At 69.6% G+C, this 25,205-nt stretch carries 19 protein-coding genes and 1 pseudogene; 17 read left to right on the top strand and 3 right to left on the bottom strand.

What is annotated here, in order from left to right; all coding sequences use genetic code 11:
* Positions 1-7 precede the first annotated feature (7 nt).
* The 10 genes from pglX to BLV39_RS40630 all read left to right on the top strand — a co-directional run bounded on the left by pglX (position 8) and on the right by BLV39_RS40630 (position 15,470).
* On the top strand, positions 8-3,508 hold the full coding sequence (pglX, locus tag BLV39_RS40670; RefSeq protein WP_090804714.1) for a BREX-2 system adenine-specific DNA-methyltransferase PglX: 3,501 nt from the start codon (positions 8-10) through the stop codon (positions 3,506-3,508).
* Entirely contained in the window at positions 3,505-3,714 is a 210-nt protein-coding gene (locus BLV39_RS40665) for a hypothetical protein (RefSeq protein WP_090804555.1), read from the top strand. The genes pglX and BLV39_RS40665 overlap by 4 nt, the downstream gene beginning before the upstream one ends.
* Entirely contained in the window at positions 3,699-3,974 is a 276-nt protein-coding gene (locus BLV39_RS40660) for a hypothetical protein (protein WP_143050122.1), read from the top strand. The genes BLV39_RS40665 and BLV39_RS40660 overlap by 16 nt, the downstream gene beginning before the upstream one ends.
* 326 nt (positions 3,975-4,300) lie before the next feature.
* Complete coding sequence (locus BLV39_RS44675) at positions 4,301-4,456, top strand: hypothetical protein (RefSeq protein WP_239083669.1); 156 nt, start codon at positions 4,301-4,303, stop codon at positions 4,454-4,456.
* Positions 4,407-4,523 (top strand): SEC-C metal-binding domain-containing protein, encoded by a 117-nt coding sequence (locus BLV39_RS45310; RefSeq protein ID WP_373315313.1) that lies wholly within the window; start codon positions 4,407-4,409, stop codon positions 4,521-4,523. Before BLV39_RS44675 ends, BLV39_RS45310 begins: the two co-directional genes overlap by 50 nt.
* 123 nt (positions 4,524-4,646) lie before the next feature.
* Positions 4,647-8,345, top strand: coding sequence for a BREX-2 system ATPase PglY family protein (locus tag BLV39_RS40650; RefSeq protein WP_090804547.1), 3,699 nt, complete (start codon positions 4,647-4,649; stop codon positions 8,343-8,345).
* Positions 8,346-8,367: 22 nt separating this feature from the next.
* Positions 8,368-11,043 carry a BREX-2 system phosphatase PglZ gene (gene pglZ / locus BLV39_RS40645; protein ID WP_090804545.1) on the top strand — a complete coding sequence of 892 codons (2,676 nt, stop codon included), beginning with the start codon at positions 8,368-8,370 and terminating at the stop codon, positions 11,041-11,043.
* Positions 11,040-12,347, top strand: a complete 1,308-nt coding sequence (gene brxD, locus BLV39_RS40640) for a BREX system ATP-binding protein BrxD (RefSeq protein WP_090804543.1) — start codon at positions 11,040-11,042, stop codon at positions 12,345-12,347. The genes pglZ and brxD overlap by 4 nt, the downstream gene beginning before the upstream one ends.
* The gene (locus BLV39_RS40635; protein WP_090804541.1) at positions 12,344-14,434 is read left to right on the top strand and encodes a DEAD/DEAH box helicase; all 2,091 of its coding nucleotides are present in this window, start codon (positions 12,344-12,346) and stop codon (positions 14,432-14,434) included. Before brxD ends, BLV39_RS40635 begins: the two co-directional genes overlap by 4 nt.
* Before the next feature lie 19 nt (positions 14,435-14,453).
* A complete protein-coding gene (locus BLV39_RS40630; RefSeq protein WP_090804539.1) occupies positions 14,454-15,470 on the top strand; it encodes an SEC-C domain-containing protein in 1,017 nt (338 codons plus the stop codon).
* On the opposite strand, the gene BLV39_RS40625 is transcribed toward BLV39_RS40630, so the two are convergent.
* Positions 15,467-16,648, bottom strand: coding sequence for an LOG family protein (locus BLV39_RS40625; protein ID WP_090804537.1), 1,182 nt, complete (start codon positions 16,646-16,648; stop codon positions 15,467-15,469). The genes BLV39_RS40630 and BLV39_RS40625 overlap by 4 nt on opposite strands.
* 175 nt (positions 16,649-16,823) lie before the next feature.
* Here BLV39_RS40625 and BLV39_RS40620 point away from each other — a divergent pair, with 175 nt between their 5' ends.
* Positions 16,824-17,249 (top strand): DUF3151 domain-containing protein, encoded by a 426-nt coding sequence (locus tag BLV39_RS40620; protein WP_090804713.1) that lies wholly within the window; start codon positions 16,824-16,826, stop codon positions 17,247-17,249.
* Positions 17,250-17,252: 3 nt separating this feature from the next.
* On the opposite strand, the pseudogene BLV39_RS45305 reads toward BLV39_RS40620, so the two are convergent.
* A pseudogene (locus BLV39_RS45305) lies at positions 17,253-18,194 on the bottom strand (MinD/ParA family ATP-binding protein); the annotation flags it as partial.
* A 300-nt stretch (positions 18,195-18,494) separates the two neighbouring features.
* Here BLV39_RS45305 and BLV39_RS45300 point away from each other — a divergent pair.
* The gene (locus BLV39_RS45300) at positions 18,495-18,752 is read left to right on the top strand and encodes a hypothetical protein (RefSeq protein WP_090804535.1); all 258 of its coding nucleotides are present in this window, start codon (positions 18,495-18,497) and stop codon (positions 18,750-18,752) included.
* 18 nt (positions 18,753-18,770) lie between these two features.
* Positions 18,771-18,992, top strand: coding sequence for a hypothetical protein (locus tag BLV39_RS45295; protein ID WP_090804532.1), 222 nt, complete (start codon positions 18,771-18,773; stop codon positions 18,990-18,992).
* A gap of 1,098 nt (positions 18,993-20,090) precedes the next feature.
* Here the strand turns inward: BLV39_RS45295 and BLV39_RS40600 are convergent.
* Positions 20,091-21,020, bottom strand: a complete 930-nt coding sequence (locus BLV39_RS40600) for a diacylglycerol kinase family protein (RefSeq protein WP_090804530.1) — start codon at positions 21,018-21,020, stop codon at positions 20,091-20,093.
* A 117-nt stretch (positions 21,021-21,137) separates the two neighbouring features.
* Between BLV39_RS40600 and BLV39_RS40595 the strand changes: the two genes are divergently transcribed.
* From BLV39_RS40595 to BLV39_RS40580, 4 genes are all read left to right on the top strand, one after another.
* Positions 21,138-22,433, top strand: a complete 1,296-nt coding sequence (locus BLV39_RS40595) for an adenylosuccinate synthase (RefSeq protein WP_090804528.1) — start codon at positions 21,138-21,140, stop codon at positions 22,431-22,433.
* A gap of 11 nt (positions 22,434-22,444) precedes the next feature.
* The gene (gene purD / locus BLV39_RS40590; protein WP_090804525.1) at positions 22,445-23,689 is read left to right on the top strand and encodes a phosphoribosylamine--glycine ligase; all 1,245 of its coding nucleotides are present in this window, start codon (positions 22,445-22,447) and stop codon (positions 23,687-23,689) included.
* An 87-nt stretch (positions 23,690-23,776) separates the two neighbouring features.
* Positions 23,777-24,364 carry a hypothetical protein gene (locus BLV39_RS40585; RefSeq protein WP_090804523.1) on the top strand — a complete coding sequence of 196 codons (588 nt, stop codon included), beginning with the start codon at positions 23,777-23,779 and terminating at the stop codon, positions 24,362-24,364.
* A gap of 7 nt (positions 24,365-24,371) precedes the next feature.
* Positions 24,372-25,181, top strand: a complete 810-nt coding sequence (locus BLV39_RS40580; protein WP_090804521.1) for an Fpg/Nei family DNA glycosylase — start codon at positions 24,372-24,374, stop codon at positions 25,179-25,181.
* Positions 25,182-25,205 lie beyond the last annotated feature (24 nt).

Below are 25,205 nucleotides of genomic sequence, written 5' to 3'. Positions count from 1 at the left end.
TTTGGCCGTGATTGACGAGAAGGCGCTCCAAGGCCAGGTCCGCCGCCTGGTCGACGACCTGCGCGTGGTGGTCGCCGACCGCGCCGCCTTGCGGGCCGAGCTCCGCCAGGAATACGAGAACGCTCGCGCCGACGAGCGGGTCGGCGTCGCCTTCGAGGTGTGGCTCGACGACGTCCTCGACCAGGCCGCGGTCGCTTGGGTGCTGGGGTGCCTGTTCGTGCGGTTCTGCGAGGACAACGCGCTGGTCGAGGGACTCTGGATCGGCGGGCCCGAGCCACACGCGAGCGTCGAGCGGGCGCTGCAACACCGGCAGGAGTACCTGATCGCCAACCCGCGCGAGAACGACCGGGAGTGGCTGCGCGAGGCGTTCCGCTATCTGGCCGGGTTGCGCGCCACCGCACAGATCTTCGACCACCACAACCAACTGTGGCGCTTCGACATCTCCGGCCCAGCAGCCGAAGAACTGCGCGACTTCTTTCACCGCGGCGCCGGCTTCGTCTCGCTCCGACGCGACGACCTCGACACCCGGTGGTTGGGTGACGTTTACGAGCGCATCTCCGCCCACGCGCGCAAGACCTACGCGTTGCTCCAGACTCCTGATTTCGTCGAGGAGTTCATCCTCGACCGAACCTTGGAGCCCTCCGTAGCCGAACACGGCCTTGCCAGGACCAAGGTGATTGACCCGACATGCGGTTCCGGCCACTTCCTACTGGGCGCTTTCCACCGCCTTGTCGCCAAGTGGTGTGAAAGTGAGCCGGCAACGGACATCAATATTATTATCGAGCGGGTACACGCGCAAATAACAGGCGTCGATATCAACCGCTTCGCGGTGGCAATCGCTCGTTTCCGCATGCTTGTCGCGGGGATGAAGTTGCGAGGAACATCTACATTAGAACGGCTCCCTGGGTGGAATATTCGCGTTGCAACTGGGGACTCTCTTCTTGATTGGGGCGCTTATCGATCTCGCGCGCAGAGCGACCTCATCGCCTTGATGGAGGGTAACAGCGTCTTCGCATACGAGAGCGAAGATGACGTCCTTCTCAAGGAGTACCTGAGGCCGGGGTCTTATACTGTCGTTATTGGTAACCCGCCTTACATCGTGGTTAGTGATCCGGCTCGTAATCACCTTTATCGCGCGATTTACACCGCATGCCATCGCCAGTATGCGTTAACGGTTCCCTTTGCGCAGCGCTTCTTTGAGCTGGCCGCTCGAGGTGACGAAGCGGGTCGCGAGGCGGGCCACGTCGGCCAGATCACAAGTAACGCGTTCATGCGGCGTGAATTCGGTACCAAGCTCATCGAAGATTTTTTCGCAAACGACGTTGAGCTGACTGAAATCATCGATACATCGGGCGCGTACATTCCGGGGCACGGAACGCCGACTGTCATTCTGATAGGCCGCAACCGGAGGCCGAGTAATCGCTATAGCGCCGGCGTGCGCGCGGTTCTCGCTGTTCGAGGCGAGCCAGAGGTCCCAATCCCCGCGTCGGCTGGAATTGTTTGGAACGAGATTGCCGAGAACGTCGACACGCCTGGATATGAATCGGCATGGATTAGTGTTGCACAACTGCCTCGTTCGCGATTTTCAAAACATCCGTGGAGTCTTTCGGGGGGCGGATCCGGTGCTCTCGTCGACTCGTTGGAAGGCGGCCGTGCGAGACTCGGCTCGCTGATAGAAAGTGTAGGCTACACCGGCCAGACAAATGCCGATTCGGCCATGATCGCGAGCCGTCGAGCAATGAGGAGGTTCGGCGTCGAAGAAGCTTCGTATCGACGCGTCGTTTCCGGCGAAGAGGTAAGAGATTTCAGTATTGGAGAAGGTGAGTATGCGCTATTTCTGTATGATGGTGCGGGCCTCATTGATATAGATTCACTACCCGGAGCCGCTCGAAGAATGTGGCCGCTGCGAACGACCCTCTTCGCGCGACGAACATTTGCGAAGACGTCGTATAAAGAAGAGGGCCGTAGTTATTGGGAATGGCATCAGGTAGCGCTCGCTCGGTTGAGGACCCTCATGGCAATTAGTTGGGGTGAGGTGTCAACACATAACCATTTCGCTTTGGACAGAGATGGAAAGATCTTCAAACAAACAGCTCCGTGCATCAAGTTGCCCGCTGACGCGACAGAGGAGGACCACCTTCGGCTGCTCGGCGTCCTCAATAGCTCAACTGCCTGCTTCTGGCTTAAGCAAGTCAGCCACAACAAGGGCAGCCAGGGTGTAAATGAAGGATTTAAGAGCCAGGAATGGGAGCGCTTTTATCAATTCAACGCAACAAAACTGGAAGGTTTTCCGCTTCCTCCGACCTATCCGACGGATCGAGCGCGAGAGATTGATAATCTTGCGCGCCGGCTTCTTTCGATCACTCCGGGCGGGGAAGGTGAAAAGCGAACTCCCGTTCGTCAGCTGATGACTGAAGCAGAACAAGAGCACCGAGCGATTCAGGCGCGGATGATCGCACTACAGGAGGAGTTAGACTGGGAGGTATACAGACTCTATGGGTTAATCGACGAGGATCTGACATGTACGAATCCGCCGCCGTTGGGCCTGGGTGAGCGATCGTTTGAGATTGTGCTGGCCGCCGCCGGCGAACAGCCCGAATGGTTTACCCGCCACGGGTCGACACGGATCACGAAGCCCAAGGACAACTGGCCCGCCGAATACCGCGTACTTGTCGAAAAGCGGGTCGCGACCATCGTGGAGAACCGGCACATCGCCCTGTTAGAGCGGCCGGAGTGTAAGCGGCGCTGGACCGGCGATGGCTGGGCGAAAATTCGGTCCGCCGCATTGCACAACTGGTTGCTTGACCGCTTGGAGTCACCGGATCTCTGGGACGGCACACCAACTCCGCTGTCGGTCGCGCAGCTCGCTGAGCGGCTCGGTGCCGACCTCGACGTACGGGAGGTACTCGACCAACTCGTCGGGCACGATAGCTATGACGTGACGAAGGCACTCGCCGGGATCCTCGCCGAAGAGCACGTGCCATTCCTTCCAGCACACCGCTATAAGCCAGCCGGTTTGCGTAAGCGGGCGCTCTGGGAGCGGACCTGGGCGTTGCAGCGTCGGGAAGACGCTGGCGAGAAGGTCGAGATCGAGGTGCCGCCGAAGTACTCGTCGGCTGACTTCGCGCGTCCTTCTTACTGGCGGGCGCGGGGCAAGTTGGACGTACCCAAGGAGCGGTTCATCTCCTACCCGCGGCTCGGTCGCGACGCCGACAGCACGGAGTTGCTCGGCTGGGCTGGTTGGGATCATCTGACCCAGGCTCAAGCTTTGGCCACCGTCTACATGGACCGGCGCACGCAGGCCGCGTGGACAGCCGACAAGCTTCTTCCGGCTTTGGCCGGCATCGCCGAGTTGGAGCCCTGGCTGCACCAGTGGTACGCCGAGGACCGTCCGGGTTATCCAGGATCGCCGGCGGAGTTCTTCACCGACTTCATCAACGGCGAGTTGGCCCGTCTGGGGGCTGACCGTTCCGCGCTGACCTTACTGCGAGGAGTCCCCGAAGCATGACCACCGGTGTCGCCCTGACCTCCGACGATCTGGACCGGATCGCGCAACACGCATTCGACAGCGGCGATCGCGCCGCCGGTGCGGCCGAGTTGGTCGCCGCAGTCGACGCCGGCCGGATCGATGATTCGTTGGAGGCGCAGGTCGTGTTGGGCGGCTCCCGCGGGCCGAGGACCTGGTCGGAAGTCTGGCGTTGGCCGACCGGGTGATCGCCCTGCACCAAGCAGCGGGTTCCTCGTCCGGGTTTCCTCGCATGTTCAGGGCGCGACTCCTGTTCTTCCTTGACCGGCCCGACGAGGCAATGGCCGAGCTCAACCCGCTTCGACCCCTGTTGACCGCTGATCCGGGCGCCGCGCACGAGATCACCGAAGCGCTGATGGCCGGTGGCCGCGGCAAGATCGCCAACGAGTTGGCTTACCGCGGTCACACACGAGGCGCGCGATGCCCTCGCTCGGATCACGTCCTTTGAAGACGGCGGCAGTCACGCCACGCAGTTGCTTTACGCCCTTGTCACTGAGCGGCACAGCGTCCGGCACGAGCTGGGTTTGCCGCATGACTCTCTCGACGAGATGGCCGAGAGTCTCGAGGGGACGGTCGACGTACACGAGCAGGATCAGTTGCTGCAGCTCGTCAGCGGACCCGTTCTGTTCTTCCCGCGCGACGAGTTCGAAGTGCTGGGCGCGCAGGGCGACCCCGCTCGGTTCCGCTGCCGGAGCCGACTGGGACGAGCACCGTGCCGACATCGAACGGACCCTCGACGGACGGTCAAGGGCTGGGGTCGGCACAATTCGCTTGGTGTCAGGCGCTGTCGGAGAACTGGCCGCATTGATCAAATCGCGCGCTGTCGAGGATCCGCTGAGCGATGACGTCCTCGAGATCTACGCGGCCGATCTCGACCGGCGTGGCCGCACCCGAGCGTGGCCGCACCCGAGCGTGGCCGCCGGCCCGTAACCAGGAGCGCTGGTGCGGGTCGGGAGCCAAATACAAGACGTGCTGCCTGCCGAGGTCGCGCGCCTGACCGCCGCCCGGAACGTACGGCCACCTCATGGTCACCTGACGTGGTGATGGCCGCGCCGTACCCAGGCCATAGGATCGATGGCCGGTGGCTGCTGCCGCCGATCGCGGGCGGAAGGGAGCGGTGATGACGCTGCTGCGGGATTTGATCGAGATTCCGACCTCGGTGAGCGAGGGCGATTTCGTGGTCCGGGCCGCGGGCGGGGCCGATCTCGGGCGCTACGTCGTCACCGACGAGTTGCGCGACAACTTCTCCGATGCCCTGCGCCGGATCGGGCACGCCGTCAGCACCGGCACCTCGCAGGCGGTCTTTCTGCACGGGTCGTTCGGCTCCGGAAAGTCGCACTTCATGGCCGTGCTTCGCGAGATCCTGCGGCACAACCCGGCGGCCCGCGAGGTGCGCAACCTGTCCGAGGCGGTGATCGCCGCCGACCCGTGGCTGCGCGAGCGCACACTGCTGACGCTCACCTTCCACATGCTCGGTGCACGGTCCGTGGAGCAGGCGATCTTCCAGGGCTATCTCGACCAGGTCGCGGCGCTGCACCCCGCCATGCCGCCGGCGGCGCTGCATCGATCCGACGCTCTGTTGTCCGACGCGGCCGGCATCCGCGACCGGATGGGTGACGATCCGTTCTTTGCCGCGCTGGGCGAGGCCGGTGGCTCCGCGGGCGCCGGCACTGGCCTGGCCGCCCACGTGGCGCGGGCCGCCGGCTGGACGGCCGACACCTATGCGTTGGCGGCGGCCGCGCCGCCCGGCACGCCGCAGCGCGACAACCTGGTGAGCGCCTTGACCGCGACGTTCTTCAGCGGCGCGGTGCGCAGCGGCGAGTTCCTCGACCTCGACACCGGGCTTGCCGTGCTCACCCGGCATGCCAATGAGGTGCTCGGTTACGACGGCATCGTCTTGTTCCTCGATGAGCTGATCCTCTGGCTCTCCACCCAGATCAGCGACCACACCTTCGTCAACACCGAGGGCGCCAAGCTCAACAAGCTGGTCGAGTCGGCCGACGCGACCCGTCCGCTGCCGATCGTCTCGTTCGTCGCCCGCCAGCGAAACCTCGAGGACTTCCTCGGCCCGCATGTCGGCGGCACCGAGAAGGAGGCGTTGGCGCATGTGATGCGCAGCGTGCAGGGCCGACTCGGTGAGATCGTGCTCGCCGACACCAACCTGCCCGAGATCACCGAGAAGCGCCTGCTCAAACCACGTAACGACGCGGGTCGCGCGACCATCGACAACGCGTTCGCGGCGGTCAAGGGCAACCGCGAGGTGTGGGACACGCTGCTGCTCGGTGCCCAGTACGGCGACGCCGGCATCGGTTCCGACGCGAGCGCCTTCCGGCGCCTATACCCCTTCTCGCCCGCGCTGGTGGCGACGCTGGTCGCACTTTCGCAGACGCTCCAGCGCGAACGCACGGCCCTGCGGGTGATGACCGAGCTGCTCGTCGAGCGCCGCGACACGCTCCAGGTCAATGACCTGATCGGGGTGTCCGCACTGTTCGATCCGCTGGTGTTGCACGGCGACCTGCCCGACCGGCCGAAGCTGCGGCAGCTGTTCCAGGCCGCACGTGCCCTTTACAGCCGCAAGCTTCGGCCGATCCTGCTCGGTCAGGCCGGCATCACCGAGGCCGAGGCGGCTGGCAACGCTCAGTTCCAGCTCGACGACAAGCTCATCAAGACGGTGCTGCTCGGCGCGCTCGTGCCGGAGGTTCCGGCGCTGCACAACCTGACCGCGGCCAAGTTGCATGCGCTCAACTTCGGCACCATCACTTCGCCGATCCCCGGCTACGAGAACCAGATCGTGCTCAACCGGCTGCGGCGTATCCGCGACGACTCCGGCGAGATCGTGCTGACCGAGGCGCCTGACCCCGTGGTCAGCGCCAAGCTGCACGCGGTCGACTTCGACAAGCTGCTCGACCTCGTGCCCGATCGCGAGGCGGCGACCACGGGGGTGCGGCAGCAGATCCTGCGCGAGATGGTCGCTCTCGACATGGGTCTGGCCGGCGCCGAGGGTCAGCTCGGTGAGATCCTCCACCAGCGCGAGTGGCGGGGGCGACGGCATCTCGTGCAGGTGAAGTTCGGCAACGTGCGCGACACCGACACGATGCCGGTCGCCGCCCTGCTCGCCACCGGCGACGCGTGGCGCGTCGTGATCGACTACCCGTTCGACCCGCAGGGCTTCCAACGCAGCGCCGACCGTTCGCGCATCGAGTCGTTGGGCGAAGACAGCCGCACCGTGTTCTGGCTGCCGTTCTATTTCAGCGACGAGATGATGGGCCGGGTCACCCAACTGGCGAAGATCAACACATTGCTCGGTGGCGACAAGCTCGATCAACTCGCTGCCGACTGGTCCGCCGCCGACCGCCACGAAGGCCGCGTCTATCTCGGGCACCGGCAGGCCAGCCTGCGCGAGACCTTGCGAAGCGCGTTGCGTCAGGCCTATGGCGTCGCTGCTGCGCAGCCAGCCGACGTTCAGGACGACTCGGTCGGCGTTCTGCAGACGATCGCCAACGGGCTCCGAGTCGGTGATCCGCGCGGTGGCACCTTGGGAGAGGCGTTTCACAACCTGACCGGTGAGCTGTTGGCATGGTCCTATCCCGGGGCGCCGGCGATGCCCGAGGACGAGAAGCCGGTGGCCCGGGCGGAGCTGGCCAAGATCCTGGAATACGCGCGCCGCGCCGCGGCCGACCCCACTCGCGGCGTCACGGTGGCGCAGGCCGACCAGCGCAGCGTCAAGCGAGTCTGCAATCACCTGCGCCTGGGGGAACTGGTCGACCACCGATATGTCCTCACCATGAACACCTCCCGGTGGAGCGGTCACTTCCTGCAGCGTGCGGCCGAGGACGGCTACACCGAGCGCTTCCCGATCCACCTTCTGCGCTCGTACATCGACGTGCCCAAGCCGTTTGGTTTCGATTCCGATCTGCAGAACCTGATCATCGCCATCTTCGGGCTCGAGCAGCAGCTCGCCTGGTATGAGCACGGTGGCAAGATCGACGTGGCGGCGCTGACCGAGGTACGTGACCACTACGAGCTGCGGCACCCCCCGATGCCCACCGAGGCAGCCTGGGGCGCGGCCGTGAAGCGTGGCCAGGATCTCTTCGGGCTCGCGTTGCCGCGTTGGCGCACTCCCGCCAACCTCGGTGAGTTCGCCAAGGGGCTGCGGAGTGCGGCGGCTGCTCGGCGGCTCGGTGCCGTCGACCTCGTCCGTGAACTCGTCACGCACGCCGACCTGCTGGGCATCGACGTCCACGCGCCGAACGGGCGGTTGGCTACCGCGCGGCAGGTGGAGCGCCTTCTCACCGAACTCGGCACCGAAGACGACGACGTGGTGGTCGTCGAGACGGTCGCGGCCGCCGAGCTTGCGGTCGACGACGCCGCGGCCGGCCAGGTCGCGAGCCAGGCAGCGGCGCTGGCCCGCGAACTCGGCAGCAACGGTTTGAAGCTGCTCGACGCGGTCGCCATGCTGACCACCACCGACGAGCGGGCCGCCGGCACGATCCGACGGCTGCGCGACGTCGCCGCGCATGAGCACCACGGTGCCGACCTTGCCACCGCATTGCGCGCCGCGATCGAGGAGGCGACGGCTCTGCTCGCCGGTTCCGGCGGGACAACAGGGACGCCGGCGTCTCCGACGGGTCCACCGCCACCCGGTCCTCGGCCGGCGGTGAAGAACCCTCCAGGCGGCCAGAACCCTCATCCCGTGCTGCCAGCCCCCACGCCGCGGCAGCGCCTGGTCGATGCCGCTTCGTGGGCGACGGTCGCCGACGAGATAGGCAAGGAGGTCGCGACGGGACGCCGGGTGACCGTGTGGTGGACCGTCGAATGAGCACCACCATGGGGAAGCCGGCATGACGACGACCACCGCAGCCCACCCCGAGGCGGTACGCCGCAAGATCGAGTCGTGGCTCGCAGAGCAAGGCGACGACACCGTCGCGATGGCGCTGCGCGGCCGTCCGGAGTGGTTTGGCGAACCAGCGCTGACGGTCAACGGCACTACCGTGCGCGTGGTGCCCTGCCCGACACCGCTCGTGGCGCGTGCCGCGATCCATGATCTCCCCGCCGGCGAGCGACTGGTGCTCCTGACCGAGCTCGACGACGCGGAACTTGGCGACGGTGTGCTCGCCCATCTGAGCAAGCACACGGTCCGCCCGATCGATCCGTGGGACCTCGTCCGCCAGGCGTTCGGGGTGGCCTTCCTCGACCCGACGTTGGTCATCCACGGGTCTTGGGTGCCACGTGGCATCGCGTGCGCGGCGCGCCGCGACGGTTGGCCGGTTCCGGCTGGCTCGGTCCTCACGCGTGAGCACGTCCTGCGGCATGTCAGTGCCGAGTTGCTCGGCGTGGATGCCGGTGCACTGGACGCCTCGGGTCTGCTGCAGTGGACCACTGATGCCACCGCGCAAATGGCATTCCTGCAGTTGCCGGCCGACGTCGTCGAGGGGGTGAGCGGCTATCTGACAGAGACCGTCGGGGCCGCCGGCCAACCGGTGATGGCTGTCGTGCGGGCCGGCCACGGCGTCGACACCGTCGCGCTCGGACTGCTGGCCGGCATCCTCTGGACCGCGGACCAACGCACGGCGGTAGCGGCCGCGGCCGCGCGCGCCCGCCTCGAACCACGGTTCGGGGGAATGCGGCTCACCGCGCGTCAGGCCGAGGCGCTCAACGCGGCCGCGGAGTCCTGGATATACCGGATGTTCGACGGCGAGGACGAGGGCCGGCACGCCGCGCTGCGAGTGCTCCATCGCGCCGAGGAGATCGCGCGCGAGATCGACATGACCACGCTACTCAGTTCCTCCACCCTGCTGCCGAGCGGTTTCGCCCAGCGGCTGCGCCAGTTCGCCGACGTCGTGCGGGTGGCCCTGCCGGCGGGCGGTGCCGCCTCCGCCGCGCCCGCTGCGGCGGTGCGGCGGGTGCAGGACGCGTTCGCCGCGGTCGAAGCGCATCGTGGGGCCGAAGCGCATCGCGTCGAGGTCGCCCGGATGGCGACCCGCCTGCTCCGTTGGCTCGCCAGCCCCGATGGTCCACCCCCGGCGACCATCGACGGGGCCGTCCGGCGCCACGTCGGCGACGACGGCTGGGTCGACCGGGCCCGCCTTGACGTGTTCGTCGGCGACCGTGACCCAGCCGTCGCTGAGGCCTACCGGCTGCTGCACAACGCGGTGGACGCCCGTCGCGCGCGGCACGACGAGCAGTTCGCCGCCCAGCTCGCGGCGGCCACCGCGGCGGAACGCGAGCCCGGCGGCATGCTTCGCGTCGAAGATGTGCTGGCCCGCGTTGTCGAGCCGATCCTCGGGACCGGCCGCCGCGTGTTGCTCCTGGTGCTCGACGGCATGGGTGTCGCGGGCGCGACCGAGCTCGCCGAGTCGCTCTCGAGTGCCTGGGTGGAACTGACTCCCGACGGCGGCCACCGCGCGGGCGTCTTGGCCGCGTTGCCGACCGTAACCGAGGTGAGCAGGTGCTCGCTGTTCAGCGGAGCCATCGCGGTCGGCCAGCAGCAGGCGGAACGGACGGCCTTCGCGCGCCGGTTCCCGCACGGCCTTCTGCTGCACAAGGGTGGCTTGCGCGCCGGTGCGGGCGCGACTCTCGATGGTGACGTGCTGGCGGCGCTCGCCGATGATGCGGTGCCGCTGGTGGCATCGGTGATCAACACCGTCGACGACGCTCTCGACCGGAGCACCCCCGACACCGTCGTGTGGAGCAAGGACACTGTCGCCTCCGTCCGGGACCTCCTCGCGGCGGCCGGCGACCGGGTCGTCGTGATCACCTCCGATCACGGCCACGTGATCGACCGAGGTCCCGACTCGCGGGTCGTGCCCAGTCCGTCGAGCGAGAACCGCTGGCGGGCAGTCGGGGGGCCGCTCGGTCCGGGCGAGGTGGCAATAACCGGCAGCCGGGTCGCCCCGGACGGTGCGGCGGTCCTCCTCTGGCGGGAGGAACTGAGGTACGGGCCGCGCAAGGCTGGTTATCACGGTGGTGCGGCGCCGGCTGAGGCGGTCATCCCGCTGTTGGTCTTCGTGGCCGGCGAGACGTCCGTGCCTGGGTGGGAACCCGGACCGGTCGCCAGCCCCGCCTGGTGGCGGGAGCGGCTGGCCATACCCGGCGCCGATGTTCCGCCGGCCGGCCGGGCGGGCCGCCCACCCCGAGCTCAGCCGACTCAATCTGAGCAGCTCTTCGATTTGGTGACAGCCACACCGCAGGCAGCACCCCGCCAACGACGGGATCTGGCCGACGCGTTGTTGGCCAGCGACCGGTATGCCACCCGGCGGGACCCCCGAGTGCCGATAACAGATGAGCGCGTCGCCGCGATCGTCCGTGCCCTCGTCGACGGCGGCGGCCGGGCCACCCTGGACACCCTCGCGGCGCGGGCCGGGGTGCCGGCGCACCGGATCACCGGCACCATCACCGCGCTGCGCAGGCTGCTCCAGGTCGAGGGCTACCCCGTTCTCACGATCGATCCCGACCGGCACACCGTCCATCTCAACCAGGCTCTGCTCACCGAGCAGTTCGAGCTGGAGCCGAGGTGATCACCGACATCTCGCAGCGTCGTCGCCGCGTCGTCGTCGACGCCCTGCGACGCGGAGCCGTGCCGGCCAACGGCCTCGACGTGCTGGCGGTCGGGCTGGAACGCTTCGCGCCGGCGCTCGATGACGACCTCGACCAGGTGGCTGGCGGGTCCGGCGCGTTCAAGGCGATACGTGGCGAGTACGGCGCTGGCAAGACCTTCCTGACCCGCTGGCTGGCTGAGCGTGCGAAGCAGCGCGGATTCGCGTCCGCCGAGGTGCAGATCTCGGAATTGGAGACCCCTCTGCACCGGATGGAGAAGGTCTACCGGCGGCTGGTCGAGCACCTCGGCACCGAGCAGTTTCCGCCGAGTGCGCTGCGACCCGTACTCGACAACTGGATCTTCGCTCTTGAGGAAGACGTCCTGGGGGCCGGCACGACCGCCGAGGACGACGCCGCCGGCCTCGAACGAGCCGTCACGGAGCTGCTCGAACAGCGGCTTCGCGAGGTCTCCCGGCATACCCCGGCCTTCGCGGCCGCGTTACGCGGATATCGTGCGGCGACCGCGGCCGGTGATGCCGCTGCTGCCGACGCTGTCGCGGCCTGGCTGGCGGGCCAGCCACACGTCGCGGCGTCGGCACGCCGGATCGCCGGGGTCAAGGGGGACCTGGACCACTTCGCCGCGCTGAGCTTTCTCCAGGGTTTGCTGGTGGTGTTGCGCGACAGCGGCCACCGCGGCCTCCTGCTGGTGCTCGACGAGGTCGAGACACTCCAACGGGTCCGCTCGGACGCCCGGGACAAAGCCCTCAACGCGCTGCGCCAGCTCATCGACGACGTCTCCGCGGGCCGCTTCCCCGGCCTCTACCTGGTGATCACCGGCACACCGGCCTTCTTCGACGGCAACCAGGGCGTCCAGCGACTGCCGCCGCTCGCGCAGCGGCTGGCAACCGACTTCACCGGGGACCCACGATGGGACAACCCGCGCGCCACCCAGCTTCGGCTGCCGGGCTTCACCATTGAAGCGCTCGTCGACCTGGGGTGCCGAGCGCGCGAGGTGTACGCGAGCCCGCGGGTGACCGAGATCGTCGACGACGCGGTGTTGGGGCGGCTGGCCCGCTCCGTGACCGGACGTCTGGGTGGCCAGGTCGGCATCGCACCGAGGATCTACCTGAAGAAGCTGGTCGCCGAGGTGTTCGACCGTGTCGACCAGTTCCCGGACTGGCACCCCGAGACGCACTACACGCCCACGTTGCGCGACGACGAGCTGACCGAGGTCGAACGCAACGCTGCCGCGTCCGCCGACGACGTTGAGCTGCCGGAGCAGTGAATCTGCACCCAGTGGTCACCCACCACCTGGTCAACACCCTCGGCTGGGCGGACCTTCGCCCCCTCCAACGCGCGGCTGTCGCTCCACTGCTCGCGGGTTCTGACGCGGTGTTGGTCGCACCCACGGCCGGCGGAAAAACAGAAGCCGCGGTGCTACCGCTGCTGACGAGGATCGCCGAACACGGCTGGGCCGGAACATCAGTGCTCTACCTCGCGCCCCTCAAGGCCCTGCTCAACAACCTTCTTCCCCGGGTACGTCGGTACGCCGACTGGCTGGGCTATGACGCGGCGCTGTGGCACGGCGATGTCACCGCAGCCCGTCGGCGGGCAATCCTCGCGGGCGCCCCCGAACTGTTGTTGACCACTCCGGAGTCGTTGGAGGCGATGCTGGTCAGTGCCAACGTCGACCACCGCCGACTCTTCGCGGGCCTGCGGGCTGTGGTCGTCGACGAGGTGCACGCGTTCGCCGGTGACGACCGCGGCTGGCACCTGTTGGCCATCCTTGAGCGGCTGACCAACGTCGCCGGCCGACCCTTGCAACGGGTCGGCCTGTCGGCGACCGTGGGGAACCCGGACGTGCTTCTCACGTGGCTTCAGGGCTCGGGAAAACGGCCCGGGGTGGTCATATCGCCCGACCAGGTGGGATCCGGCGTGCGATGGCGCGCCTCCCCTCCGCCTGGCGACATCGAGCTCGATCATGTGGGCACGCTCGCCAACGCGGCCACGGTGATCGCCTCCCTGCACACCGGAGAGAAGCGGCTTGTCTTCTGCGAGTCGCGGCAGACCGTCGAGGAGCTCGGGCAGTTGCTCCGCGGGAAGGGCGTAACCACGTTTCTCTCGCACGCGTCACTGTCGGTGGAATCCCGCCGGCAGGCCGAGGAGGCGTTCGCCGAGGCGCGCGACTGTGTCATCGTCGCCACGAGCACGCTCGAACTCGGCATCGACGTCGGCGACCTCGATCGGGTCATCCAGATTGACGCTCCGCGTACGGTCGCGTCGTTCCTGCAGCGGCTCGGCCGCACCGGGCGGCGACTGGGCAATGCGCGCAACTGCCTGCTTCTCACTCTCGACGGAGAGGCGCTGACCGCTGCTGCGGCCCTGCTGACACTCTGGGCGAAGGGCTGGGTGGAGGCCGTGTCGGCGCCTCCCGAGCCACGGCACATCATCGCCCAACAGATACTCGCCCTCTGCCTCCAGGAAGCGCGAGTGGGCGACGCGCTGTGGCCCGCGGCGTGGAACCAGCTATCGCCCTTCACCGGCCCGGCTGCTGGGCCGATCGTCGAGCACCTCACGGAGCAGGGATTTCTGGAACGGGACGGCGGGATGCTGTTCGTCGGAGCACGGGCCGAGGAAATCTTCGGACGCCGCCATTTCGCGGAGCTGACCGCGGTGTTCACCGGCCCGCCGGAGTTCGTGGTGCTGTTGGGGCGAGGCGAGCTCGGCCAGGTCGACGCACGCCTGCTTGCCGGTCAGGCGCACGGTGAGCGCCGGCTTTTGCTTGGCGGGAGGAGCTGGCGGGTTACGCACATCGACTGGAGCCGCAGACGATGCTTCGTCGAGCCAGCCGCTGGTGGTGGGCGGGCGCGCTGGCACAGCGGGGGCTTGGCAGGACTCAGCTATCCACTCGCGCAGGCGATGCGGCAGGTCCTACTCGGCGTGGATCCCCCGATCAAGCTGACCAAGCGGGCGATCGCCGAACTTGAGCGGGTGCGTGCCGAGAAGGCTGACCTGGCGTGGTCAGCTGGCAGCGTCATCGGTCCTCCGCGCGGCGGGGTCCGGCGGTGGTGGACTTGGGCGGGCGTCCGGGCCAACGCCACGCTGGCCGCTACGTTCGGGAGCGTTGCCGATGGCTTCGACGACACCTCCGTCCGCTTGCGTGCCGAACTGACTCCAGCCGACTGGGCGGATGCCCGGACCCGCGCAGAGAACGACCTCCGCCTTCCCTCGGTGGACGAGCGTGCGCTGGCTGGCCTGAAATTCGCTGCCGCCCTTCCACCAGCGCTGGCAGTGGCCACGCTTGCCGCCCGGCTGGGTGACCAAGAGGGCGCGGCGGCGGTGCTCCTTGAACCGATCCGTCTGGTCGTTTGACCGACGGTTAGAGTGCCCCGTGACCATCGCCTCCCTGCTGAGCAGTGACGACCTCGCCCAGATCGCCGAAAGCGCCACCGAGCGCGGTGCGCCGGCGGCCGGCGCCGCCGAGTTGGCGGCCGTCGTCGACGAGGGTCGGCTGGCCGACCCGGCTGATGTCCCGATCGCCCTCGGCATGGCGTCTGACCTGCTGTTCGAGGCCGAGGACATGGCCGGCAGCCTCGCGCTCATCGAGCGGGCCATCGCCGCGCACGACGAGCCGGGCCCGTCCCTCGACTTCGCGCGCATGTTTCGGGCGCAGTTGCTGTTCGTGCTCGACCGCCCCGACGAGGCGATGGCCGAGCTGACGCCGTTGCGACCGCTGTTGACGCAAGACCCCGACGCGGCCACCGCGATCGCCGAAGCGTTGATGGCCGGCGACCGTGGCGAGACGGCCCACGAATGGCTGACCGCGGCAGTGCACGAGGCGCGCGCGAGCGTGCCCGAGCAGGAGCCGCTCGACGAGGCCGGCGCACTCGCGACCGAGATCGTCTACCGCCTCGTGACCGAGCGGCACAACGTCCGGCACGAGTTGGAGCTGCCGCACGACGAGCTCGACGAGATGGCCGAGGAGCTAGAGGCGGCGGAGGAAGCGGAGCAGCGCGCCGAGCTCACCGCGGCCCTGAGCGGTCCGGTCCTGTTCTTCCCAGGCGCCGAGTTCGAACGGTTGGCGCAGATCCTTCCCGAAGTGGCGAGCGCCTGCGGGCCGACCTGGGACGACCACCGGGCCGACATCGAGCGGATCTTCGCGTTCTGCGCGGAGTCCGGGATGACCGGCGAGACGCGGCTCGTGCGTGGCACCGCGGACGAGCTGGCGGCGTGGCTGGCGGACCGCGAGAGCGACGATCCCGAGGACGAGGTCTTCGACGAGTACGCAGAGCAGATCGACGAGCCCGGCCGGGTCGTGCCCTGGCCGCCGGCGCGCAACGACGCCTGCTGGTGCGGCTCCGGTGGCAAGTACAAGAAGTGCTGCCTGCCGCGCTCTCGCCAGGACTAGCTTTCGGTCAGGACCCGGACCGCTTCCCGGACGTCGTCCGTGACGTGGATGGTCGTGGAGAGGTCGCCGAAGCGGGACAGCGCCATCAGTGGGCGCAGCAGGGTCTCGATCGGCAGCGTCTTCGTCCAGTATTCGGAGTCGAGGAAGACGTACGCGCCGCTCGCTCCGTCGGTGCCGTAGAAGGTCTTGGTCGCGGCCTGGAAGACCTCCTGCACGGTGCCGGCCCGGCCCGGCGCGAAGACGATGCCGCCGCGGGCCAGCCGCAGGATCATGTCCTCGCGGATCGCGTTGGAGAAATACTTCGCGATCCGGCCCGCGAACAGGTTGGCCGGCTCGTGGCCGTACAGCCAGGTGGGAATGGCCAGGCCGCCCTGCCGCGGCCAGTCGTCGCCGGCCGGCGCGAACCGCTCACGGACCTTCAGCGCCACTGCGGTGAACGGTTCGTGGTCGAGGAAGTCCGGTGCGGCCGCCAACTCGTCGATCGCGTTGGTCAGGTCTTCGGCCGGCCGGCTCGACAGGTACGAGCCCAGGTTCGCGGCCTCCATCACCCCGGGGCCGCCGCCGGTCACGATGAGCTGGCCGGCCCGGGTGAGCTCCCAGCCGAGGGTGGCGGCGAGCCGGTACGCGGCCGAGCCGCGTGCCACCGCGTGCCCACCCATCACGCCGACCACCGTGTCGGCACCGTGCTCGGCGATCCAGGTCCGCGTCACGTCGGCCAGGCCGTTGTCGATCGCGTGGTCGTGCAGCCGCTGCGCCAGTGCCTCGCGGACCTCCGGCGTCGCGCCGCCGGCCGCGCGGAAATGGTCGTAGACCACCGTGTCGTACATGCCGGCGAACCCACCGTTGTCGAACCCGGCCGACAGGTCGGCGGGGGTGTAGAGCCGCGCCGGGTGGCTCGGGTAGGGCAGCTTCGGAAAGCCGGGTATGACGTGCGCCCCGCGCAGGACCAACGCCGCCTCGATCTCCGGCGTCTCGAACTGGCAGCCGACGAACAGCGCGTCCGTCAGGTCGACGTCGGCCAGCTCCGGGATCGGGTCGACGTCGAGGCGCAGGCCCTGGACCGTCAGACCGGCGAGGCTGCCGCGGCGGAGGTGGTGGTCGAGCTCGGCCCGCGACTCGATCTCGTCAGGCGTCGAGTCGGGCAGGGCGACGATGTCGGCGGGGGGTGGAGTCGGCACGCACCACAACGTACGCGAGAGCCCGGCAGTGCCGGGCTCTCGCACCGGGGTCCTGGGGAGGCTCCGTATTTCTATTTGTAGTCCTGACTGCCGGTACACACTTCCGCCGCACGCGTGACGAAAGCCTCAGCCGTTCAGCCAACGTCGGCCCTCGGTCACACGGTTGAATGTGCTGATGCAGAACCTGATGCCCGAGCCGCCGGCGACCCGGATCCCGGTCGACGAGGCGGCGGCCGCCGCCCTGGAAGCGGCCGCGAAGGACGGCAGCGAAGCCGCCTACGAGCAGGCCGCTGCCGCACACCCGACTTCGAGTGCGGCCTGGGCCGAGCTGGCCCAGCGGGCACTCGACGAGGGCCGCGCGGTCACCGCGTACGCCTACGCCCGCACCGGCTACCACCGGGGCCTGGACCAGCTCCGGCGCAGCGGCTGGAAGGGCCACGGGCCGGTGCCGTGGTCGCACGAGGGCAACCGCGGCTTCCTGCACAGCCTCTACGTGCTCTCCCGGGCCGCCGACGTGATCGGCGAGTCGGACGAGGCCGCCCGGTGCGCCCAGTTTGTCCGCGACTGCGACCCCGCGGCCGCCGACGCCCTCAGCGGCTGAGATCTACAGGCCCTCCGCCACCGCAGCCGCGATCCGCAACCAAGCGTCGCGGGTCTCTCGGCTGAGGCCGGCGTACCGGAGCGGCTCGCCGGTGTCGATCAGGCGCTCGTAGGGCGCGAGCAGGACGGCTCGCGTGCGCGCGGCGAAGTGGCTCTCGATCGGCGGCAGGTCGATCTCGCGCCGGGACGGCGGCATCGACACCACGGTGACCGCCTGCCGGACGAGCCGGTGCCGGCCGGTCTGCTCGAGGTGGTCGAGCATCCGGGCGGCGGTCTCGGCGGAGTCGTTGCGGGCCGACATCGTCACCACGAGCTGGTCGGTCGCGTCGATCGCGGCCTGCCAGTTCTGCGCACGCACGTTGTTGCCGGTGTCGACGAAGATCAACTTGTAGAACCGGCTGACCACGTCGCGGATGTGCGCGAACGCGGCCGCCGTCAGCATCTCGCCGGCGGTCGCTGACTCGTCCGAGGCGAGCACGTCGAACATGCCCTCGCCCTGCGCCCGCACGTACTGCGAGAGGTCGCCGACCCGGCCCTGCGCCCCGCGGAACTGCGCCAGGTCGCGCAGCAGGTCGCGCACCGTGCGGTTGTGGAAGTCCTGCTGGGCGCGCATGCCCAGGGTGCCCTGGGTCTCGTTGTTGTCCCAGGCCAGCACGTACCCGCCGCGCTTCTGCCCAAAGGTCATCGCGAGCAGCAGGATCGCAACGGTCTTGCCCGCACCGCCCTTCGGGTTGACAACGGTGACCTGCCGCAGCCCGCCGAAGTTGCGCCGAATCGTGTCGATGCCCTGACGGCGCTCCCGCTCGTGGGTGCCGGGCGGCAGCTTCACCAGGCCCATCGAGGTGCGGTTGACCACGGCGCGCACCCCGGAGGTGGCGATCGGGTCGGGCGCCCGCAAAGCCCGGCGACGGGCGAAGTCGTCCGCGGTCGGCACGGCACCGTCGGGCGCCCGGTCGGCGCGGGGATTGGCAGTCGCGGGCGCCGCCGACGGCGTAGGCATCCGGTAGACGCCCTGTTGCGGCACCTCGACGACCCCAGGAGCGATTTCACCGGGTCCGAGGTCGCCGGCCATCGAGAGCACGTGCGGCGGCACCGAGGCATTCGGCGAACGCGGCGCCCCAGGGTGTTGCGGGGGAGCGCCCAAGTGTTGCGGCAACCCGGTGTGCTGCTGGATTGGCTCGTCGTCGTACTGCCGTAAGCCGCTGTACTGCTCGACCGGCGCGTCGTTGTATTGCGGCAAAACGCCGTGCTGATCTTCTGGCTCGTCGTCGTGTTGCCGCAAGGCGCCGTACTGCTCGACTGGCTCGTCGTCGTATTGCGGCAACCCGCTGGGCTGATCTTCTGGCTCGTCGTCGTGTTCCGGCGACCCGCCGGGTTGCTCTGCTTGCCCGTCTTCGCGTTGCGGCAGCGCGCGGGGTTGCTCCGGGGGTGCGCCACTGTGTTGCGGCAACCCGCCGCGTTGCTCTGCTTGCCCGTCTTCGCGGGGCGGCAACCCGTGGGGTAGCTCCCGAGGTCCGCCGCTGTGTTGCGGCAACCCGCTCGGTTGCTCTTCCCGGCCGCCGCCAGGTTGCGGCGGCTCGGAGAAGTGTTCGCCGGGCGGACCTGGGTGTTGCGGCAACTCGCCGAGGTGTTGCGGCAACGCGCTGGCGTGCTGGTCCCGCGGGCCGTCGTGCTGCGGCAACGCGCTGGCGTGCCCTTCCCGCGCGCCGTCGTGTTGCGGCAATCCCCGGGGGGCGTCCGCTGAGTCCCCGGCGGGTTGCGACGACGCGGCGGGGTGGGCCGGTGGGCTGCCCTGGTGTTGCGGCAACGCGCTTCCGTGCGTGGGCGATGGGCTGGTGGGCGCTGGAGCCGGCAGACCGGCCAGCGGCGTCGGCGGACGCTGCGGAGGTTGGGACCAAGGGGTGCCAGCCACCCGGCCATCACCGTTGCGCTGGAGGGGCACGGCGGCGCTTTGAGGCGCCTGCCCGGGCGGCGCCGGCGGCGTCGCAGGGGGGCGCCCCGGCATCGCCGGCGGGCGCGGTGCGGGCGGGTTCGGGCCGGCGCCCGGGTAGTCCGACGGGTGCGGCGGTGCCGGCGGCTGCGGCCGGTAAATCGGCCCGGCGTGCGGGGGCGCCGGCGGTTGTGGGTGATGGGGCGGCCCGGTGTGCGGGGGCGCCGGCGGTTGTGGGTGATGGGGCGGCCCGGTGTGCGGGGGCGCCGGCGGTTGTGGGTGGTGGGGCGGCCCGGCGTGCGGCGGCGCCGGCGGTTGTGGCTGATGGACCGGCCCGGCGTGCGGGGGCGCCGGCGGTTGCGGGCGATGGACCGGCCCGCCGTGCGGCGGCGCCGGCGGTTGTGGGTAATAGACCGGCCCGCCGTGCGGCGGCACCGGCGGCTGTGGGTAGTTGCCAGGACCGGAGCGGGGCGGGTGTGCGTTGCGGCCGGGCCCGGGCTGCTGCGGCAGCGCCGGCGCGGGCATGGGCATGCCGGGCCGGTTGATCGGCGGCGGCGCGGGCGGTGCCGGCACCCGGATCGGCGGCGGTGGCGGAGGCACCGGCGGACCGCCGTGCACCGGGCCACCGTGCCCCGAACCACCGTGCCCCGAACCGCCGTGCACCGAACCGCCTTGCCCCGGACCGCCGTGCACGGGACCGGGACCGGGCTCGGCCGGATCCTGGTCGGCAGACCCGGCGTCGGGCTCGGCCGGCGGCCATGGCTGCTCGGCGCCCGGCCACTGCGCCGCGCCGTTGCCACTGGGCCGGTAGACCCGGTCCGAATCGTCAACCACGCCGGTCACCTCCACAACAGCGGTCACACCAGCACCAAGAGTAAGGGGCGTTCGCGTGTGTGGCCGACCGCCGGGAGATCAGTGGGTGTAAACGGCCCAGGCGCCGGGTTCGATCCACCAGGATCGTTTGCGGGTCAGCTTGCCGGCCACGCCGTCGTCGACGAACGGCACCTCTTCGTCGCGCGGCAGCACGGCGACGGCGCGGCCGCGGGCGCGGCGTACCTCCACCCGCACCTTGGCCTTGCCGAACAGCGACCGGGAGACCACCGGGACGGCTACCGCGACCTCGATCTGCCCGGACGTCGGGTCGGCGCCGGCCAGCAGCGGCAACCCGTCGAGCTCGGCGTACCCGCCGGCGTTGCCCACCGCGCACGCCAGCACCTGGTCCTCGCCATCGGTGAGCACGGCGTCGTCGACCTCGACCCGGCCGCGCCAGGTGGGCTGTCCCTCGCCGCGGCCGCCGACCAGGGCGCCGTCGAGGGTGACCGAGCCGGCATCGGTACGCAGCAGGTCCAGCCGCCGTACCGTGCCGCCGAGGGCGACCGCCGCGACCTCGGCCGGGTCGCGCGGGAGGCCTAGCTGGGTGACGAGGTCGCGGGAGGCCGGGCCCATCGGGAGCACGGCCAGGGCCGGCAGGTCCGGCACGGTCCGGTTTCCGGCGAGGTCCGCGGGCCGGCGGCTGGGCGGTGGCGCGTACCGGCGGACCAGCCGCCGCACCACGTGCCGCAACTGGCCGTCCGTCGCGGTCGCCACCACCAGCCGGGTCTTGCTGTCGCTGTCGGGCCAGGTCAGACCGTCTTCGCGGGCGGGACCGTCGAAGCGCGCCAGCGCGGCGTCGATGTCCTGGTCAGAGTGGGCGGTGACGGTCTCGACCCGGGCACCGGCGGCGGCGAGCGCGTCCAGACACGCCCGAACCGGCGCCCGCAGGGTGTCCGTCGAACAGGCGTCCGCTCCGCAACACGCCTCACCCGCGCCCTCGGCAAGCGTCAGCAGCACCACGTCGTACACGGTCGGTCTCCTCGCGCCCCAAGCAGGCATCTGTTCGTTTGTTGTTAGCCTGACACTTCGGGCTCGCCAAGCGGTCGCCACCCTGGCACCCGAGCCCCGTGGAGGCGGTCGAAAAAGATGCCAGCGATAGTGCTTCTCGGCGCGCAGTGGGGCGACGAGGGCAAAGGCAAGGTTACCGACCTGCTTGGCGGGCAGGTCGACTACGTGGTCCGTTACTCGGGCGGCAACAACGCCGGGCACACGGTGATCACTCCGGACGGGCAGAAGTACGCGCTGCACCTGATGCCGTCCGGTGCGCTCTCGCCCAACGCCGTGATCGTCATCGGCAACGGCGTGGTGATCGACCCCAAGGTGCTGCTCGCCGAGATCGACGGGCTCGCGGAGCGCGGCGTCGACGTGTCCCGCCTGCGGATCTCCGGTGACGCGCATCTGATCATGCCGCACCACCGCGCGCTCGACCGCGTCGTCGAGCGCTACCTGGGTTCGGGGCGGATCGGCACGACGGGTCGGGGGATCGGTCCGGCGTACGGCGACAAGGTCGCGCGGATGGGCATCCGCGTGCAGGACCTGCTCGACCCGGGCATCCTGCGCAAGAAGGTCGAGTTGGCCCTGCGGGAGAAGAACCAGACCCTGTTCAAGGTCTACAACCGCAAGGCGATCGACACGGATTCGGTGGTCGAGGAATACCTGGCGTACGCCGAGCGGCTGCGCCCGTACATCGCGGAGACCCGCGAGATCCTCTGGTCGGCGCTGGATCGCGGCGAGATCGTGCTGATGGAGGGCGCCCAGGCCACCATGCTCGACATGGACCACGGCACCTATCCGTTCGTGACGTCGTCCAACCCGACGGCCGGCGGCGCCTGCGTCGGCGCCGGCATCCCGCCGATGGCGGTCACCCAGGTGATTGGCGTCGCCAAGGCGTACACCACCCGGGTCGGATCGGGTCCCTTCCCGACCGAGTTGTTCGACGAGAACGGAGCCCACCTGCGCAAGGTCGGCGCCGAGTACGGCACGACGACCGGTCGCGAGCGGCGCTGCGGTTGGTTCGACGCGGTGGTCGCGCGCTACGCGGTGCGGCTCAACGGCATCACCGACATGGTGATCACCAAGCTCGACGTGCTCACCGGCCTGGAGAAGGTGCCGATCTGCGTCGGGTACGAGATCAACGGCACGATCCACTCGGACATGCCCATGTCGCAGACCGACTACCACCACGCGGTGCCGGTCTACGAGGAGCACGACGGCTGGTGGGAGGACATCTCCAAGGCCCGCACCTTCGCCGAACTGCCCGCCGCGGCCCGTTCCTACGTGGAGCGGATCGAGGAGCTGTGCGGCACCCGGGTGTCGGTCATCGGAGTGGGCCCGGGCCGTGAGGAGAACGTCGTACGCCACGAGCTTCTCCGCACCCCTTAGGATCCGACATCGTGCGCATTCTTCTCATTGGTAACGGCGGGCGTGAGCATGCCCTCGCCATCGGTCTTGCGGCTTCGCCGGGTGTCACGCTGATCGCGGCACCCGGCAACCCGGGCATCGCCCAGGTCGCCGAGCTGTTTCCGGTCGACCAGATGAACCCGGACGCGGTCGCCGCGCTGGCGGTCGAGGTCGGCGCCGACCTGGTCGTGGTCGGTCCGGAGGCGCCGTTGGTCGCCGGGGTCGCCGACGCGGTGCGGGCCAAGGGCATCGCCTGCTTCGGCCCGACCGCGGCGGCCGCCGAGATCGAGGGCTCGAAGACCTTCGCCAACGAGGTCATGGACGCCGCCGGGGTGCCGACCGCCGCGTCGGTGTCCACCAGCGACCTGTCCGTCGTCGCTTCGGCGCTCGATCGGTTCGGCACGCCGTACGTGGTGAAGAACGACGGGCTCGCGGCCGGCAAGGGCGTCCTGGTCACCGACGACCGGGACGCCGCGCTGGCGCACGCGGCCGACTGCGGTCGCGTGGTGGTCGAGGAGTACCTCGCCGGGCCCGAGGTCTCGCTGTTCGTGGTGTGTGACGGCGAGACCGCCGTTCCGCTGCTGCCGGCGCAGGACTTCAAGCGGATCGGCGAGGGTGACACCGGGCTCAACACCGGCGGGATGGGTGCGTACGCCCCGCTGCCGTGGGCGCCGTCGTCGCTCGTGCCGGACGTGCTCGAGCAGGTCGTCCACCCGACGTTGGCGGAGCTGCGCCGGCGTGGTCGGCCGTTCGCCGGGCTGCTCTACGTCGGACTGGCGTTGACCAGCGGCGGGCCGAAGGTGATCGAGTTCAACGCCCGCTTCGGCGACCCGGAGTCGCAGGTCGTGCTCGCCCTGCTGGAGACGCCGCTGGCCGACCTGCTTCGGGCGGCGGCCACCGGGACGCTCGCCGCGTTGCCTCCGTTGCGTTGGCGGCCGGGTGCCGCGGTGACGGTGGTCATCGCGTCGGCCGGTTACCCGGAGTCCGCCCGTACCGGTGACGTGATCTCTGGCGCTGAAGGTCCTGGCTTCGTCCACGCGGGCACGGCGCGCTCCTCCTCGGGTGCGCTTGTTTCCGCAGGTGGTCGGGTGCTTTCGGCGACCGCTACCGGCCCGGACCTGGCCGCCGCCCGGGACGCGGCTTACGCGCTGGTCGACCAGGTGACGCTGGCGGACGCGGTGGTTCGGCGGGACATCGCGCTCGCCGCGGTGCAGGGGCGGATCCAGGTTCCGCGGTAGTCGGATCGGGTGGCGTCGGGAACGCGACGGTGAAGCGGCACGAAAGCGGGATTCGCCCGGCTCGATCGGTTCCTACCGTGTTAAGCCATGAGGACCTTCCGCACCCCACTCGTGCTGCTCACCGCCGTTGCGGCAACGCTGTTGACCGGGTGCGGTGAGAAACCCGGCAACAACCTCGGAGCCGAGACGCCCACCGGCGCGTCGTACGTGATCGGCGAGGACACCCCCACCGACGCCGACCTGACCCCTAGCCCTTCGGCGACGGCCATCGAGCCGGCCGGCGGCGAGAACGGCGGCTCGAACGGCGGCGAGCAGCGCAAGGATCCGTGGATCCAGTACTTCCGGATCTCGCAGAAGCCGCATTGCCCGTCCGGTCAGTGGCCCAACGGCCGCGAGGTCACCGTCGAGTGGAAGGTGACCGGCACCGACAAGGTCACCATCTCGGTCGACGGCCCGGGCGTCTACGACACGTTCGACGCCTCGGGGTCGCAGTCGTTCTCGTTCTCCTGCGGCGACTGGGGTCCGGGGGAGACCGCCAAGCACACATATCTGCTGATGACCGTCGGCGGAGGCCCCGTGGCGAAGAAGACGATCACGGCGACGGCTACGGTCAGCGGCGGGACCACAGGCTCCCCGTCTCCTGCGGCTGAGCAGGCGGCGCCCGACGCACCCTGAGGTTCGGATGCCGGAAGGTCACACGATCCATCGGTTGGCGGCCCGGCATCGCTCGTTGTTCGTCGGGCACAAGGTCGAGCTCACCAGCCCGCAGGGCCGCTTCGCTTCCGGGGCCGCGCTGCTGTCGGGGAGGCTGCTGACCTCGACCGAGGCGCACGGGAAGCATCTGCTGCACCACTACGACTCCGGGTCGACGGTGCACGTGCATCTCGGGCTCTACGGCACGGTGACCGACGGGGCCGGGTTGGCCCCGGAGCCGCCGGTCGGGCAGGTGCGGATGCGGATGGTCGGCGGTGGGCACTGGCTCGACCTGCGCGGGCCGACGGACTGCTCGGTGTTGACCCCGCCGGAGGTCGCGGCGTTGCGGTCGCGGCTCGGTGCGGACCCGTTGCGTTCCGACGCCGATCCGGCCGCTGCCCTCGCACGCATCGGGCGCAGCTCCTCGGCCGTCGCGGGGCTGCTGCTCGACCAGTCGCTTTTGGCGGGGGTCGGGTTGGTGTACGCCAGCGAGGTGCTGTTCCGGGCCGGCATCGGGCCGACCCGGCCTGGCCGGTCGCTGTCCTCCGCTGTGCTGTCCTCGCTCTGGACCGACCTGTGCGGGTTGATGGCAGAGGGGGTCTCGCGGGGGCGGATCGACACTGTGCACAGCGCGCACCTGCCCGAGGCGATGGGTCGGGCGCCGCGGGTGGACCGGCACGGTGGTGAGGTCTACGTCTACCGCCGCACCGGTCAACCGTGCCTGATCTGCGGCACCGCGATCGCGCGGGCCGGGTTGGCGGGGCGCAACTCCTACTGGTGCCCGACGTGTCAGGCCTGAGCGTCCAGTAGGCCTACGCAGGGC

Source organism: Asanoa ishikariensis (genome assembly GCF_900107455.1).
Taxonomy (GTDB): domain Bacteria; phylum Actinomycetota; class Actinomycetes; order Mycobacteriales; family Micromonosporaceae; genus Asanoa; species Asanoa ishikariensis.
This window is presented reverse-complemented; position numbering and strand designations above follow the sequence as displayed.